Origin of the sequence: Lacticaseibacillus jixianensis (assembly GCF_003946485.1) — a bacterium.
GTDB classification, from domain to species: domain Bacteria; phylum Bacillota; class Bacilli; order Lactobacillales; family Lactobacillaceae; genus Lacticaseibacillus; species Lacticaseibacillus jixianensis.
Genome location: NZ_RHOJ01000006.1, coordinates 24,744 through 41,156 on the forward strand (window position 1 = coordinate 24,744; position 16,413 = coordinate 41,156).

12 protein-coding genes are annotated in these 16,413 nt (G+C 60.0%); all 12 read left to right on the forward strand.

Annotated features, from left to right (window positions below):
• Window positions 1–12 precede the first annotated feature (12 nt).
• The 12 genes from EKM85_RS04090 (at window position 13) to hemW (ending at window position 16,265) form a co-directional block, all read left to right on the forward strand.
• Window positions 13–1,722 carry a proline--tRNA ligase gene (locus tag EKM85_RS04090; RefSeq protein ID WP_125584997.1) on the forward strand — a complete coding sequence of 570 codons (1,710 nt, stop codon included), beginning with the start codon at window positions 13–15 and terminating at the stop codon, window positions 1,720–1,722.
• Window positions 1,723–1,874: 152 nt separating this feature from the next.
• On the forward strand, window positions 1,875–6,182 hold the full coding sequence (locus EKM85_RS04095; protein WP_125585077.1) for a PolC-type DNA polymerase III: 4,308 nt from the start codon (window positions 1,875–1,877) through the stop codon (window positions 6,180–6,182).
• A 175-nt stretch (window positions 6,183–6,357) separates the two neighbouring features.
• Entirely contained in the window at window positions 6,358–6,831 is a 474-nt protein-coding gene (gene rimP, locus EKM85_RS04100) for a ribosome maturation factor RimP (protein ID WP_125584998.1), read from the forward strand.
• Between the two features lie 31 nt (window positions 6,832–6,862).
• Window positions 6,863–8,053, forward strand: a complete 1,191-nt coding sequence (gene nusA / locus EKM85_RS04105) for a transcription termination factor NusA (RefSeq protein ID WP_125584999.1) — start codon at window positions 6,863–6,865, stop codon at window positions 8,051–8,053.
• Window positions 8,054–8,062: 9 nt separating this feature from the next.
• Window positions 8,063–8,362, forward strand: a complete 300-nt coding sequence (gene rnpM, locus EKM85_RS04110) for an RNase P modulator RnpM (protein WP_125585000.1) — start codon at window positions 8,063–8,065, stop codon at window positions 8,360–8,362.
• Window positions 8,359–8,658, forward strand: a complete 300-nt coding sequence (locus tag EKM85_RS04115; RefSeq protein WP_125585001.1) for a L7Ae/L30e/S12e/Gadd45 family ribosomal protein — start codon at window positions 8,359–8,361, stop codon at window positions 8,656–8,658. Before rnpM ends, EKM85_RS04115 begins: the two co-directional genes overlap by 4 nt.
• Before the next feature lie 22 nt (window positions 8,659–8,680).
• Window positions 8,681–11,500 carry a translation initiation factor IF-2 gene (infB, locus tag EKM85_RS04120; RefSeq protein WP_125585002.1) on the forward strand — a complete coding sequence of 940 codons (2,820 nt, stop codon included), beginning with the start codon at window positions 8,681–8,683 and terminating at the stop codon, window positions 11,498–11,500.
• A gap of 25 nt (window positions 11,501–11,525) precedes the next feature.
• Window positions 11,526–11,879, forward strand: coding sequence for a 30S ribosome-binding factor RbfA (rbfA, locus tag EKM85_RS04125; protein ID WP_125585003.1), 354 nt, complete (start codon window positions 11,526–11,528; stop codon window positions 11,877–11,879).
• Window positions 11,880–12,495: 616 nt separating this feature from the next.
• On the forward strand, window positions 12,496–13,248 hold the full coding sequence (locus tag EKM85_RS04130; protein WP_225418932.1) for a TerC family protein: 753 nt from the start codon (window positions 12,496–12,498) through the stop codon (window positions 13,246–13,248).
• A 2-nt stretch (window positions 13,249–13,250) separates the two neighbouring features.
• A complete protein-coding gene (gene truB / locus EKM85_RS04135) occupies window positions 13,251–14,156 on the forward strand; it encodes a tRNA pseudouridine(55) synthase TruB (RefSeq protein WP_125585004.1) in 906 nt (301 codons plus the stop codon).
• Window positions 14,157–14,172: 16 nt separating this feature from the next.
• The gene (gene ribF, locus EKM85_RS04140) at window positions 14,173–15,120 is read left to right on the forward strand and encodes a riboflavin biosynthesis protein RibF (RefSeq protein WP_125585005.1); all 948 of its coding nucleotides are present in this window, start codon (window positions 14,173–14,175) and stop codon (window positions 15,118–15,120) included.
• Window positions 15,120–16,265, forward strand: a complete 1,146-nt coding sequence (gene hemW / locus EKM85_RS04145) for a radical SAM family heme chaperone HemW (RefSeq protein WP_125585006.1) — start codon at window positions 15,120–15,122, stop codon at window positions 16,263–16,265. Before ribF ends, hemW begins: the two co-directional genes overlap by 1 nt.
• Window positions 16,266–16,413: the final 148 nt, after the last annotated feature.

Genomic DNA, 16,413 nt, shown 5'->3' on the forward strand with positions numbered 1-16,413 from the left:
TGGAGGACACTAATGAAACAATCTCGCATGTTTATTCCCACCGTCAAAGAAGTACCCAGCACTGCCGAGGCCAAGTCGCACCAGATGATGTTGCGCTCCGGCTTCATTCGCCAGGTCGCAGCTGGCGCCTATGCCTACCTGCCGCTGGCGAGCCGCGTTTTGGCCAAGATCGAAACCATCATCGATGAGGAAATGAGCAAGATCTCGGCCGTGAAAATGCAGATGCCGAGCCTCTTGCCGGCGGAGCTTTGGCAAGAATCTGGCCGCTACGAGACCTATGGCCCGAACCTGTTCAAGCTCAAGGATCGCCACGACCGGGACTTCATCCTCGGCCCCACGCACGAAGAGACCTTTACGGACCTCGTGCGCAACGACCTGAACTCCTACAAGAAGATGCCGCTGGTGCTTTACCAAATCCAAACCAAGTACCGCGATGAGGACCGGCCGCGCTACGGGCTGCTGCGCTCCCGTGAGTTCATCATGGAAGACGTGTACTCCTTCACCGCGAACACCGCTGACCTGGACACGATCTACAACCAGATGGAGAAGGCCTACACCAACATCTTCAACCGCCTGGGCCTGAACTTCCGGGCGATTGTCGGTGACGGCGGGGCGATGGGGGGCAAGGACTCCAAGGAATTCTCTGCCATCGCCGACATCGGTGAGGACACGATCGTCTACTCGGACGCCTCCGACTATGCCGCCAACCTCGAAATGGCGACCAGCATGAACGTGCCGGTGGCGGACCACGAGGAGCTTGGCGCGTTGACCGAAGTTGACACGCAGGACGCCAAGACCATCGCCGAAGTGGCGGCGTTCTTGGCCGTGCCGGCCACCAAGCTGATCAAGGCGGTGCTGTTTATCGCCGACGAAAAGCCGGTCCTGGCACTGGTCCGCGGCGACTACGAGGTCAACGACGTGAAGCTGAAGAACCTGCTCGGCGCTGATTTTCTTGATATGGCGACGCCGGAGCAGGTCCAGCAGTACATGCATGCAGAAATTGGCAACATTGGGCCGGTGGGCGCGCCGGACGACGTTGAGATCATCGCCGACAAGAGCCTGACGGGCCTGGTCAACCTGGTCGCAGGAGCCAACAAGGCGCACACCCACGTGACCAACGTGAACCCCGGCCGCGACTTTACCCCCAGCCAGACCGCAGATATTCGCTTCGTTAAGGCCGGCGAAGTCTCACCTGACGGGCAAGGCGTCCTGAAGTTCACCAAGGGCATCGAGATCGGTCACATCTTCAAGCTGGGCACCCGCTACACGAAGGCCATGGGCGCCAACTTCCTGGATGAAAACGGCCGCGCCAAGCCGATCATCATGGGCTCTTACGGCATCGGCGTCTCCCGGCTGCTGTCGGCCATCGCCGAGCAGACCCTGGACGAGCACGGCCTGGACTGGCCGCGCGCCGTTGCCCCGTTTGACGTGCACGTGGTGCCGGTCAACCTGAAGAAGCAGGCCCAGGCCGATTTGACGGCCAAAATCACCGCTCAGCTTGAGCAGGAGGGCTTTGACGTTCTGGTCGACGACCGCAACGAGCGCCCGGGCGTGAAGTTTGCGGATGCGGATCTCATCGGGATCCCGGTGCGGGTCACCGTCGGCAAAAAGGCCGAAGACGGGATCGTCGAACTCAAGCTCCGCAAGTCCGGCGAGACCCTTGAAGTCAAGGCGGAAGAGCTGATCTCCTCGCTGAAGATCTTGCTCGACCACGCGGAATAAAAGCAGATTGAGAAAAGCGACCCAGCACTGCTTGGGCCGCTTTTTCATGGTTTGGCCCCGCTTGGCCCCGGCTTGTTTGGCCCGCAAATTCGGGGTAACATGGTTGCATCATCAAAAAGGGAGTGGCTTTTTTGGCACTATCAAAAGCAGAAATGTTCCAAAAATTGATCGAGCAGGCGCAGTTGCCTGCGGCGGTCAAGCAAGATCCGGCCCTGACCGCCGCCACGGTCGAGGCGGTGACCGTTCACAGCCGCTCCAAACGTTACGAGTTTCTGATCGGGACGGCGGGAGTGCTGCCGTACGCCGTCTACATCCAGCTGGAGCAGCACATCAAGGCGGCCTTCAAGGACATCGCTCAGGCCAGCCTGACGATTAAGCCGGCCCAGGTGGACCTGCAGGCCAAATTCCTTTCGGCCTATTGGTCGTACGTGGTCGCAAACGCCGGCATCGAATCCGCCATCGTGGCGGAGACGTGCATGAACCAGACGCCCGCCTTTGAGGACGGGAAAGTGACCCTGACGGCCGAAAACGAGCCGGTGCGCCAGTTTTTGATCCAGCAGGGGCTCGGTAAGCTGGCCGAAACCTACGCGCAGGTGGGCCTCACCGGCGTTAATGTGGTCGCGACGGTCGATGCCAGCGAATCCGAGGCCAACCTGGCTGCGTTCAAGGCCCAAAAAGCCGAGGAGGCGGCGGCCATGGCCAAGCGCGCGCAGGCCGTCGTGGCCCAGCGCGAGCAGAACCCGGCGCCCAGTGGCCCCGTTCAGCTGGGCCGCGGCCTGAAGAGCGGCGAGACGCCGACGCAAATGGTCGCGATCACCCAGGAGGAAAACTCGGTCCTGATCGAGGGTTACGTCTTTGACGTCGAGGTGCGCCAGCTGCGCTCCAAGCGCTCCTTGCTCATCGCCAAGGTCACCGACTACACCTCCAGTTTTATCGTGAAGAAATTCAGCAACGGGGCGGACGACGAAGCCGCGTTTGCGCAGATCACGGTCGGCATGTGGCTGAAGATCCGCGGCAGCGTGCAGGAGGATACCTACTCCCGCGAGCTGACGGTGATGGCCCGGGACATGGAAGAAGTGCACCACGCCCAGCGCCAGGACACCGCCGCGGGGGAAAAGCGGATCGAGCTTCACCTGCACACCAACATGAGCCAAATGGATGCTTTGCCGAGCATCAGTGATTACGTCAGCCGCGCCAAGGCGTGGGGGCAGCCGGCCATCGCGGTCACGGACCACGCCGGGCTTCAGGCCTACCCGGAGGCGCACACCGCCGCAGGCAAGGCCGGCATCAAGATGCTGTACGGCGTCGAGATCAACTTGGTCGATGACGGCGCGCCGGTGGCCTACCAGGCGGAAGCGCCGCGGCAGCTGGCCGATGAGACCTACGTGGTGTTTGACATCGAAACCACGGGGCTGTCCGCGGTGTACGACAAGATCATCGAAGTCGCAGCGGTCAAGATGAAGGCCGGCAAGGTGATCGATTCCTTCGAGGAGCTGATCGATCCCGGGTTTGCGCTGTCCGAGTTTACGATCAACTTGACGCACATCACCGACGAGATGGTCCGCGGCTCAAAGACCGAGGCGCAGGTGCTGGATAATTTCCGCACGTTCTGCGAAGGCACCATCATGAGCGGCCATAACGTCACGTTTGACGTGGGCTTTTTGAACAAGGGTTACGAGCGTCTGGGCGAGCCGCACATTCAAAACCCGGTGATCGACACCCTGGAGCTATCGCGCATGCTGCACCCGGAGCGCAAGAACCACAAGCTCGACACGCTGACCAAGGTCTACAAGATCCCGCTCAACCACCACCACCGCGCCAACGCCGACGCCGAGGCGACCGGTTACCTGCTGTACGCGCTGGAAAAAGAGGCGCAAAAGAAGTACGCCATTACCCTTTTGAACCAGCTGAATTCGCGGATCGGCGAAGACGAGGCCTACAAGCAAAGCCGGCCGACGCACGCGATCGTGTTTGCCAAGACCCAGGCCGGGCTGAAGAACCTGTTTAAGCTGGTCAGCCAGTCCAACATCGACTACTTCTACCGCCTGCCGCGGGTGCCGCGGTCGGTGCTGCAAAAGTATCGCGAAGGCCTGCTGGTCGGCTCCGCCTGCGACTCGGGCGAGGTCTTCATCGCGGCGATGCAAAAAGGCGCCGCGGAAGCCGCCGAAAAGGCCAAGTTTTACGACTACCTGGAGGTGCAGCCACTGGCCAACTACCAGCCGCTGATCGATGGCGGCCTGGTGCAGGGTCAGGCACACTTGCAGGAGATCTTGAAAACCATCATCAAGATCGGCCAGGACCAAGGCAAGCTCGTGGTGGCGACCGGCGACGCGCATTACTTGGATGAAAACGACGCCATTTACCGCAAGATCCTGATCCACAGTCAGGGCGGCGCCAACCCGCTGAACCGCCACGACCTGCCGGACGTGCATTTTCGTACGACGCAGGAGATGCTGGACGCGTTTGCCTGGCTGAAGGACGACCAGCTCGCCCATCAGCTGGTCGTGGAGAACACGCACAAGGTGGCGGCCCTGATCGCCGGTGACATCACGCCGGTGAAGACCAAGCTGTACACGCCCAACATTCCAGGCGTTGAGGAACACTTGCGCACCGACGTCATGACCACGGCCCACAAGCTTTACGGCGATCCCTTGCCGGAGATCGTGCAGGCCCGGCTTGATAAGGAACTTAAAAGCATCATCGGCAACGGGTTCTCGGTGATCTACAACATTGCCCAGCAGCTGGTGCTCAAGTCCAACAAGGACGGGTACTTGGTTGGCTCGCGAGGGTCGGTCGGCTCCAGTTTAGCCGCGACCATGTCCGGGATCACGGAGATCAACCCCCTCCCGCCGCACTACCGCTGCCCGAAGTGCCAGTACTCCCAGTTCTTCACGAAGGGGGAGTACGGATCGGGCTTTGACCTGCCCGACAAGGCGTGCCCTAACTGCGGCACGGACATGGTCAAGGACGGCCAGGACATTCCGTTTGAAACCTTCCTGGGCTTCAAAGGGGACAAGGTGCCCGATATCGACCTGAACTTCTCCGGGGACTACCAGCCGGTGGCCCATAACTACATCAAGGTGCGGTTCGGGGAGGACCACGCGTTTCGCGCCGGGACGATTGGCACCGTGGCGGACAAGACCGCGTACGGCTACGTCAAGGCGTACGAGCGCGACACCGGCCAAATGCTGCGGGGGGCGGAAATTGACCGGCTGGCCAAGGGCGCGACCGGCGTCAAGCGAACCACCGGCCAGCACCCGGCGGGGATCCTGATCGTGCCGGCGGACATGGACATCTACGACTTTTCGCCGATCCAGTACCCGGCCGATGACCAAGGGGCGGCCTGGAAGACGACCCACTTTGATTTCCACTCGATCCACGACAACATTTTGAAAATGGATGTGCTGGGCCACGATGACCCGACCATGATCCGCATGTTGCAGGACCTTTCCGGCGTCGACCCCAAGAGCATTCCGATGGACGACCCGGGCGTCATGTCGCTGTTTTCCAGTCCTGACATCCTGGGGGTCACGCCGGAGCAAATCAATTCCAAAACCGGGACGCTGGGCGTGCCGGAATTTGGGACGCGCTTCGTGCGGGGGATGCTGGAGGAGACGCACCCGAAGAAGTTCTCCGAGCTGCTCCAGATCTCCGGGCTGTCGCACGGCACGGACGTGTGGCTGGGCAACGCCGAGGAGCTGATCCAAAACGGCACCGTCACCATCAAAGAGGTGATCGGCTGTCGTGACAACATCATGATGGACCTGATCCACTGGGGGATGGACGATTCCATGGCGTTTCAGATCATGGAGCACGTCAGAAAGGGCCGCGGGATCCCGGATGACTGGCAAAAGGCGATGCGCGACAATCCCAACGTGCCGGATTGGTACATCGACTCCTGCCTGAAGATCAAGTACATGTTCCCGAAGGCCCACGCGGCCGCCTACGATCTGATGGGGCTGCGCATTGCCTGGTTCAAGGTCTACTTCCCGCTGGTGTACTACGCCGCGTACTTCTCGGTGCGGGCGGAGGACTTCGACCTAGTGGCGATGAGCCACGGCAAGGAGTCGCTGAAGGCCGCCATTAAGGCCATCACCGACCAGGGTAATGATGCTTCCGCCAAGGACAAGACGCTGCTCACGGTGCTGGAGCTCGCCAATGAGTGCCTGGAGCGCGGCTTCACCATCAAGATGGTGGACATCAATCACTCCGACGCGCATGATTTCGAGATTCTCGACGACCACACGCTGCTGGCCCCGTTTCGGGCGGTGCCCGGGCTGGGCGATAACGTTGCCAAGCAGATCGTGGCCGCGCGCGAGGAGAAGCCCTTCCTGTCCAAGGAGGACTTGGCCAACCGCGGCAAGGTCTCCAAGACCCTGATCGACTACATGACTGAAAACCACGTCCTCGACGCGCTGCCGGATGAAAATCAGCTGTCGCTGTTTGATTCGATGTTCTAGCGGCCGTGCGGGTTGCCGGCGAATTAGGCTTGCACTGGAAGGCCTTTTATGCTAGATTATTCATAGTAGTTAAATCCTTTGAGGAGGAGTGAGCAGAGATGCTCACTCCTTTTCTTAGGGGAGGTCACGGCTGCCCCAGTGGCGGCCTGTACAACAACCTAAAGGGGGGAAAGACTTGAGCACGGTTGTCGAGAAAGTCACAGAAATTGTTGATCCGATCCTTGAGGCCAATCATTTTGATTTGAGCGATATCGAGTTTGTCAAGGAAGGCGGAAGCTGGTACTTGCGAGTCTACATCGATAAACCTGGTGGCATCACGCTCGATGAGTGTGTGATGGTCTCCGAGGCCTTGTCGGAGAAACTGGACGGCATGGACCCGGACCCGATCCCGCAGGCCTACTTCTTGGAGGTCTCCTCGCCAGGTGCCGAACGGCCGCTGAAAACCGACCAAGATTTCAAAAACGCGGTTGGTGAGTATATTCACATTTCCTTGTTCAAAAAGCAGGACGGCAAGAAGGTCTTCGAAGGCACGCTTAAAGCGCTGGACGATGACACCCTGACGCTGGTGCTGAAGGACAAGGCGCGCCATTTCGAGCAGGCGTTTGATCGCAGCGCGATCGCAAGTGCCCGCTTGGCCATCGAATTTTAGCGGCAAGGCCGCTGGCAAAGGAAGGAACAACATGTCAAAGGAAATGATTGAAGCGCTCGACGCCCTTGAAACCGAAAAAGGCGTCAAGAAAGAAGTCGTGATCGAAGCGCTCGAAGATGCCCTCGCATCTGCCTACAAGCGCAATTACGACCAAGCGCAAAACGTCGATGTTGAATTCGATAAGACGCAAGGTGACATTCATGTCTACGCCGTCAAGGAAGTCACCGAAGAGGTCTTCGACTCCCGGCTGGAAGTCAGCCTGAAGGACGCGCTGGCGATCAACAAGGCCTACGAGGTCGGCGACAAGATCAAGTTCGAGGTCACCCCGAAGGACTTTGGCCGCATTGCGGCGCAGACCGCCAAGCAGGTCATCATGCAGCGCGTGCGGGAAGCCGAACGCGGCATTATCTACGATGAGTACTCCCAGTACGAAAACGAGATCATGACCGGTGAAGTTGAGCGGCGCGACAACAAGTTCATCTACGTCAACCTGGGCAAGATCGAAGCGGTCTTGGGCCGCGGCGACCAGATGCCAAACGAGCAGTACGAGCCGCATGACCGCATCAAGGTCTTCGTCTCCAAGGTCGAAAACGCCAGCAAGGGGCCACAGGTCTTCGTGTCCCGCACCAACCCCGGGCTGGTCAAGCGCCTGTTCGAACAGGAAGTGCCAGAAATTTTTGACGGCACCGTTGAAATTGCCGGGATCGCCCGCGAAGCCGGCGACCGCACCAAGATCGCCGTCCGCTCGACGAACCCGTCTGTCGACCCGGTCGGCACGACCGTTGGCCCCCGGGGGGCCCGCGTTCAGGCCGTCGTCAACGAGCTGTCCGGCGAGAACATGGACGTCGTGCAGTACGAAGAAGACCCGGTGGACTACATCGCCAACGCCTTGAATCCGGCCCAGGTCATCGCCGTTCAGTTCAACGACGAAGACAACGACCGCTCATGCACGGTCATCGTGCCGGACTACCAGTTGTCCTTGGCCATCGGCAAGAAGGGCCAAAACGCCCGGCTTGCGGCCAAGCTCACGGGTTACAAGATCGATATCAAGGCAGAATCCGACGTTGAGTTTGTCGACGACGATCAGCTTGAAGAAAACGACGAGCAGATCGAAGAGCAGCAAAGCGAAGCGACCCCAGCAAGCGCCGCTGCGACCCCGGATGACGGGGCGGAGGCAACACAGGATGCGGATCCGGTCGACGATTCGGCCGACGCCGAGTAGGAGGTCGTGATGAAGAAGCGCAAGATCCCGATGCGCAGAGACCTGCTATCGGGAGAGATGTTTCCGAAGAAGACGTTAGTGCGGATCGTGCGGCAAGCGGATCAAACCGTGGCCATCGATCCCACCGGCAAGGCGCAGGGGCGCGGCGCGTACGTTGCGCTTGACCCCGCCGCCGTGAAACAGGCTCAGGGAAAGCACGTGATCGAAAAGGCGTTTGACGTCAAGGTCGATCCCAGCTTTTACGACGAGCTATTCGCCTATGTCGACCACCAGAAGGCTCGCCAAGAGCTGTTCGGCGACAAGGCATGACTAAGCAGCAAGCGCTAAACTTGCTGGGGCTGGCGCAGCGCGCGAGCCGGCTGACGGCCGGTGAGGGCTTCGTGCTTGCCGCCATCCGCGACCACAGCGCCAAGCTGGTGCTGGTCGCAAGCGACGCCTCAGCGAATACCAGAAAAAAGTTTTCCGATAAAGGCAGCTTCTACCAGGTGCCGGTCAATTTCTCCTTGACCAGCCTGGAGCTGAGTTCTGCGATCGGCCGCCAGCGGTCCGTCATCGCGGTGCAAGATCGCGGCTTTGCAGAGAAGCTGGTCAAGCTGCTCACCTAAAAAAGACAGGGAGCGTGAAGAAATGGGCAAACAACGAGTTTATGAATTTGCCAAGATCCTTGGTGTCCCGAGCAAAACCGTGATCGATGCGGCTAAAGCTCAGGGCATCGAGCTCAAGAACCATATGTCAACGCTGGACGAGCACCAAGAAGCCACGTTGAAATCCGCACTGAAGACCCAGCCGGCAAAGGCTGCGGCTAAACCTTCAGCCGCGAAGCCGGAAGCAAAACCGGCGCCAAAAGCTGAGGTCAAGGCTGAGGCTAAGGCCCCGGCAGAGGCACCAAAGGCAGAAGCCAAGCCGGCGGCCGCCAAGCCTGAAACCAAGGCCACTGAGGCCAAGCCAGCGGAGGCCAAGAAGGTCCCAGGCACGCACCACATGCCGCAAAAGACGGCCGATGGCAAGACGCTGATCTCAAAGTCTGCGATTCGCCGGCCGCACAACACGCAGGCCAACGCCCGCGGCAACCGGTTTAACCGCAATGACAACCGCGGCGGCCAGCAGGCGGGCCCGCAGCAGTCGGCCCAAGGCGGCCGGAGTACCAGTCAGAGTAATAGCCGCGGCGGCTACAACAACCGCAGCACCGACAATCGCAACGGCAACCGCCAGGGCGGCGGCCGGCAAAACGATAACCGGCGCGGCGGGGATCGGTACTTGAACCAGACCAGTGCCAGCCCAATGCCACGCGCCGGGCGCCGGACTCAGGCCAACGGGAATCCGCGGCCAGTCGCCGGCAACGACGAGAAGTTTATCAAGCAGTTGCAAGAAAAGCGTCAGCAGGAGAAGGCGAAGGCGGAAGCCAAGCGCCAAACCGAAAAGGCACTAGAAAAAGTCGTGGAGGAAACCCCTATCGCCCCAGCTTATGTCGCACCAGTCCCACCAGTAGCAGCCAAGCCTGCTAAGCCTAATGAAAACCGGCGTTCTGCGGATCACGAAAGCAGCAACAACCGTGGCCGCAACACCCGCGGCGGTTACAACAACAATAACCGCGGTGGCTACAACAACAATCGGCGCAACAAGAAGAACAAGCGCAGACAGCAGACGCAGCCGAAGAAAGAAATGCCGCAGCGCAAGGATCGGCCATTGCCAGAAACCCTGGTTTACACCGTGGGCATGAACGCCCAGGATCTGGGCAAGATCCTTCACCGCGAACCAGCGGAGATCATCAAGAAGCTCTTCATGCTTGGCGTCATGGTCAACCAGAACCAGAGTCTCGACAAAGACACGATCGAGCTGGTTGCCACCGATTACGGCATCGATGCGGAAGAAAAGGTCGAGGAAGACATCACCGACCTGGACAAGATGTACGACGCTGAGGTCGAAAACAAGGACCTGCAAACCCCGCGGCCACCAGTGGTCACTATCATGGGCCACGTTGACCATGGTAAGACGACCCTGCTGGACAAGTTGCGTCACACTCACGTCACCGCGGGTGAAGCCGGCGGGATCACGCAGCACATTGGGGCCTACCAAGTGCGCCTCAACGATCGCCTGATCACCTTCCTGGACACCCCAGGACACGCGGCCTTCACGAACATGCGGGCGCGCGGCGCGGACATTACTGACATCATCGTGCTGGTGGTCGCCGCTGACGACGGGGTCATGCCTCAGACGATTGAAGCCATCAACCATGCCAAGGCCGCGAACGCACCAATGATCGTCGCCATCAACAAGATCGACAAGCCGGGTGCAAATCCCCAGCGTGTCACCGAAGAGTTGATGAAGTACGATCTGGTCCCTGAAGATTACGGTGGCGACACCATCTTCGTTAACATTTCGGCTAAGTTCGGCAAGAACATCGACGAACTGCTCGAAATGATCCTGCTGGAAGCGGACGTCTTGGAACTCAAGGCGAACCCCGACCAGAAGGCCATTGGGACCGTTATCGAAGCCCGGCTTGATAAGGGCCGCGGCCCCGTTGCCACCGTGCTGGTTCAAGAAGGCACGCTGCACGTCGGCGACCCGATCGTTGTCGGCAATACCTTCGGCCGCGTGCGGACCATGACCAACGATCATGGCCGCCACGTCAAGGAAGCCGTTCCGGCGATGCCAGTGGAGATCACTGGGCTCAGCGACGTGCCGCAATCCGCCGATAAGTTCGTCGTCTTCGATGACGAGAAGACGGCCCGGGCGGCCGGTGAAAAGCGCGCCCAGCAGGCGCAGGACAAGGAGCGTCAGCAGACGCACCACGTCACGCTGGATAACCTGTTTGAAACCATGAAGGAAGGTCAACTCAAGGAAGTTGACGTCATCATCAAGGCGGATGTGCAGGGGTCGGTTGAAGCGTTGGCCGGCAGTTTGCAGAAGATCGAAGTCAAGGGCGTACGCGTGAACATCATTCACCAGGCCGTTGGCGCGATCAACGAAAGTGACGTCACCCTGGCTTCGGCCTCGAACGCCATCATCATCGGCTTCAACGTGCGGCCAACGCCGCTGGCTAAGACCCAGGCGGACAGCGACAATGTCGACATTCGCCTGCACCGGGTCATTTACAAGGCCATTGAAGAAGTCGAAGACGCGATGAAGGGGATGCTGGAGCCGACCTACGAAGAGAAGGTCACCGGCACCATCACCGTTCGCGAGACCATTCCGGTTTCCAAGATCGGGACCGTCGTCGGCGGCTACGTCGACAGCGGCTTCATTCGCCGCGATTCCAAGGTCCGCCTGATCCGCGATGGGATCGTGAAGTACGAAGGCGAACTGGGCTCTTTGCGCCGGTTCAAGGACGACGTCAAGGAAGTCCGCCAGGGCTTTGAACTCGGGCTGACCATCGATGGTTACAACGACATCAAGGTCGATGATCAGATCGAGGCGTACACGATGGAAGAGGTTCCGGTCAAGTAACCTCAGGCCATCCGAAGAGGCTCACATGAAGCATCGCATTGGCCGCGTCGAGACCCAGATCCAGCGCGAGATCGATGACATCTTGCTCAAAGACGTCAACGATCCCCGCGTGCGGGCGGTCACGATCACCGGCGTGAAGTTGACTGGCGACCTCCAAGAGGCCACCGTCTACTTCAGCATTTTAAATGATGATCCCGCAGCGCTGGCGGATGCCCAGACTGGTCTGGATAAGGCCAAAGGGCTGATCCGCAGCGAAGTCGGACAGCGCATCAAGCTGTTCAAGGTGCCAAGCTTGACGTTCAAGCAGGACACCTCAGTGCAGTACGGGGCGCACATCGATCAGTTGCTGAACGAAGTCAAAAAAGAGGGGCTTGAATAAAGCCGCCTGAATTAAATTAATGAGAGAGCACCTGGGCCGAATGGTCTGGGTGCTTTTTTTAAGGTGCGCAGAGGTCGCGTACTTAGGGGGACAGCCAGCCTAGCTCCAGGCCTTGTCGGCGTACTTTGCCGACGAGGCCTGGAGCGTAGCAGGATGCTCCCCCGTTGCGCCCTCGGAGCCCAATTACAGCAAGGTGCGGAAGGTTCGCGCACTTAGGCAGACGCGCAGCCTAGCTTGGCCCTTTGCTCGCAAAGCGAGCGAAGGACCAGGCGTAGCTGAGCGCTCTGCCGTTGCGAACCTGCAGCCCGATTAGGAAAGGTGCGGAGGGACCGCGAATTTAGGGGAATGGCTAACCTAGCCCAAGGCATTGCCGCCGCTTTTTGGCGGCGAGGCCGTGGGCGTAGTTAGCCACTTCCCCGTTGCGCCCTCGGAGCCCAGTTACAGCAAGGTGCGCAGAGGTCGCGCACTTGGTGCGTGCCGCCGTCGCTCGGCGGCACGGCCGGCTTTGCAGTGCCTGATGGTCCGCAAAGCCCGCCCAAAACCCTGCGCGCTGCCTAGGGGCGGATGCATCTAGCCGCGAGTAAATGTATAATAATAAAAACGAGGCGGTGGCGAGTTGAGTCTGATCGAGAAATTATACTTACCCTTTTTTGAAGCAAGTGACTGGCACCAGGCGGTGATGACGACCCAGGGCTGGGTCACCATCCTGACGCTGGCGCTGCTTGAATGTCTACTGTCGGTGGATAATGCGGTCGTGCTGGCCGCGCAGACCAAGTCCCTGCCGAACAAACGGGATCAGCATCACGCCCTCATCTACGGGATGTGGGGCGCTTATTTATTTCGCTTCATTGCCATCGGGCTGGGCACGTACCTGATGAACTTCTGGGGCATTAAGGCCCTGGGTGCGGCCTACCTGGTCTGGATGTCGCTGCATTTCTTCTACGAGCAGCGCCACCCCAAGGACGGCCCAAAGCCAACCCAGCAAAAGACGCCGCGCCGCACCCGCTTCTGGCGCACGGTCGCATCGATCGAAGCGCTGGACATTGTGTTTTCCGTCGACTCGATCCTGGCGGCACTGGCGATCGACAACAACCCCGTGATCGTTCTGATCGGGGGCTGCCTAGGCATCCTGGCCATGCGGTTTGTGGCGCAGGTGATCACTGACTTTATCACCAAGGTGCCGGAGCTTGAGGTCATGGCCTACGCGCTGATCTTCATCATTGCCGTCAAGCTGGCCCTGAGCCTGCCGCAGATCGGCATCGAGGTCCCCAACTGGGGCTTTTCGCTCGTGGTGCTGCTGGCGTTCGTGATCACCTGGCTCGTGCATCAACGGCGCACTGCGCGCAATCATCAGAAACGGGGGCAATGAGCATGGACGGCATTTTACCAGTCTACAAACCGGCGGGGATGACGTCTGCCGATGTTGTCAGCAAGCTTCGCTACCTGCTGCGCATGAAAAAAGTGGGCCACTCCGGCACGCTGGACCCCAGTGTTGACGGGGTGCTGCCCATTGCCTTGGGGGCGGCCACCAAGGCGGTGCCGGCCCTGATGACGCTGGGCAAGACCTACACCGGTGAGGCCATTTTGGGCTTTGCCACCGAAACCGAGGATCTGGATGGCGCCGAGGTGGCGCGCACCAAGCTCTCAGCACCGTTCACCGACGCGCAGATCGACGCGGTGCTCGCGCAGTTGACCGGGGAGATCACCCAAACGCCGCCGATGTACTCGGCCGTTAAAGTGAACGGCCGGCGCCTTTACGATTACGCCCGCAAAGGCGAGACGGTGGCCCGGCCGAGCCGGCAGGTGCACGTCTTTGCGTTCACGCGGACTGCCCCTAGCACCTTTGACCCGGCCACGGGGACCCAGCGCTTCAAGTTCCAGGCGCAGGTCTCAAAAGGGACCTACATTCGCACGCTGGCCGTTGACGCGGGCCGGCTGCTGGGGGTCCCGGCGGTGATGGAGCAGCTGACCCGGACCCAAAGCGGCGGGTTTACCTTGGCAGACACCCTTGATCTGCGGCCGCTGACCCGCGAGACTGCCCCGGCGGCGGCTTCGGCCCACCTGCGGCCAATCACGTTCGCTTACCCAAGGCTTGCGCTCGTGGCCCTCAGCGACGGGCAGTGGGAGGCGGTGAAAAACGGCCGCAGCCTGCTCCTGGACGCGGCCGCAGCGCAGGTCGGGTTGACCTATTGCGGCGTGTTCAAGGCGGTTTATCAGCGCGAAGGGGCGGCGTTTCGCCCGGCAGTGATGTTTTTGGCCAACGAAGGGGTTGGCTGATGGTGAGGAGATTAGGATGCAAGTGATCGATGTTCACCCGCCGTTAACGGCGGCGTTGGTACCCAGCCAGCCGATCGTGCTGGCACTGGGGTTTTTTGATGGGGTGCACTGCGGCCACCAGGCGGTGATCGCCCGCGCCAAGCGCGAGGCCGATCAGCGCGGGCTGAAGCTGGCCGTGATGACGTTTGACGTTCATCCCGCGGTGATCTACCGCGGCGTTGCCGCCGATCAGGTCAAGTACCTGTCCCCGCGGCCCCGCAAAATCGAGCTGATGGCGGACTGCGGGGTGGACCTGCTGTATTTTGTCCACTTTACTGACGCGTTTGCGGCGCTTAAGCCCCAGGCCTTTGTCGACCAGTACCTCGTGGGGCTGAACGCCGCCGTGGTGGTCGCCGGCTTTGACTACACTTACGGCAAGCACGACATCGCCAACATGCAGACGCTGCCGCGTTACGCCCGGGAGCGGTTTGCCATCATCACCGTACCCAAGGCCGTGGCCGGCGGGCAAAAGGTCTCCTCGACGCGCGTGCGCAAGGCGCTGGACGAAGGGGACGTGGACCTGGCCAACCACCTGCTCGGCTACCGCTACCAAACCAGCGGCACAGTCGTTCACGGTGAAGCGCGGGGGAGCACGATCGGCTACCCCACGGCCAACGTGCAGGCACCAGCCAATGAGCGGATCCCGGGTATTGCTGTTTACGTGGTCCGCCTTAAGGTGTTGGGCCACTGGTATCCGGGCATGGCCTCGGTCGGCCGGAACATTACCTTTGGCCCGGGCCGCCCGGTCACCGTTGAGGTCAACTTGTTTGCTTTTCATCAGGATATTTATGGCGAGCCCGTGCGCGTGGAGTGGGTGCACCGGCTGCGCGGGGACATGATGTTTGATTCCGCGGCGGGACTAGTGAAGCAGCTCGGCCAGGACGAACAGGATGCCGTGGCATACTTGAAGGAGCTGACGGACTAATGGCTGGCGCGTACGTGCACATTCCGTTTTGTTCACATATTTGCTATTATTGCGATTTCAATAAAGTGTTCATCGAGGGCCAGCCGGTGGACGATTACGTCGCCATGCTGATCCGCGAGATGAAGCTGGTCATGGCCAGCCATCCAGACGAGACCATCCAGACCGTGTACGTCGGGGGTGGCACGCCCACGGCTTTGACGCCGGCGCAGCTTGAACGGCTGATCACGGGTATTCGCGCTGCGCTGCACTTTGACCACGGAGAATTCACGTTTGAGGCCAATCCTAATGACCTGCTGACCAAGGACAAGCTGCAAGTGCTGCATGATAACGGGGTCAACCGGCTGTCGATCGGCGTGCAGTCCTTCAACGACGAGATCCTGAAGCGCATCGGCCGCACCCACCGGGCCAAGGATGTCTACCAAGCGATTGCCAATGCCCGCGCGGTTGGGTTTGACAACCTGTCGATCGACTTGATCTTTCGGCTGCCGCAGCAGAGCCGCGAGGACTTCTTAAGCAGTCTGCACAAGGCGCTGGCGCTTGATCTGCCGCATTACTCCACTTATTCGTTGATCCTCGAGCGCAAAACCATCTTTTACAACCTGATGCGGTCCGGGCGCCTGCAGCTGCCGAGTCAGGACGTCGAAGCGGACATGTACCAGGACGCCATCGACCTGATGGAAGCCGCCGGCCGGCACCAGTACGAGATCTCAAACTTTGCCAAGCTCGGGTACCAGTGCCAGCACAACCTGCTTTACTGGCAAAATGAGCACTACTTCGGCTTTGGGGCGGGGGCGTTCGGCTACATCGGCCGCGATCGCTACCACAATTTTGGTCCGATCAAGCAGTACCTGGCCCCGCTGCACGCGCACAAGGTCCCGGTCATCGAGCACCACCTGGTCCCCTTGGAAGAGCAGATCGAAGAGGAGATGTTCCTCGGCCTGCGCACCCGCGCAGGCGTTTCCCAACAGCGCTTCGCAAGCCGCTACCACATGACCATTCAAGACGTCTACGGCGACCTGCTTCAAAGGCTGGCGGACCAGCAGCTGATCGAAGTTGCCGGGGACGCCGTCCGGCTGACCAACCAAGGGCAGTTTTTGGGTAATGAAGTCTTCCAGCAGTTCCTCATCGATGGTCAGCTGATTTAAGGTGGTGCGCGATGATGATCGGTCTCGGTCCCGGGACCGATTTTTTTGTGAAAACGGCGGGAATTAGCAGACTGACGTTGACTTTGCTAATCGCCATTGGTATATTAAGTAGTGTACTTAGCACTCAAGAGCTTTCAGTGCTAAAAGA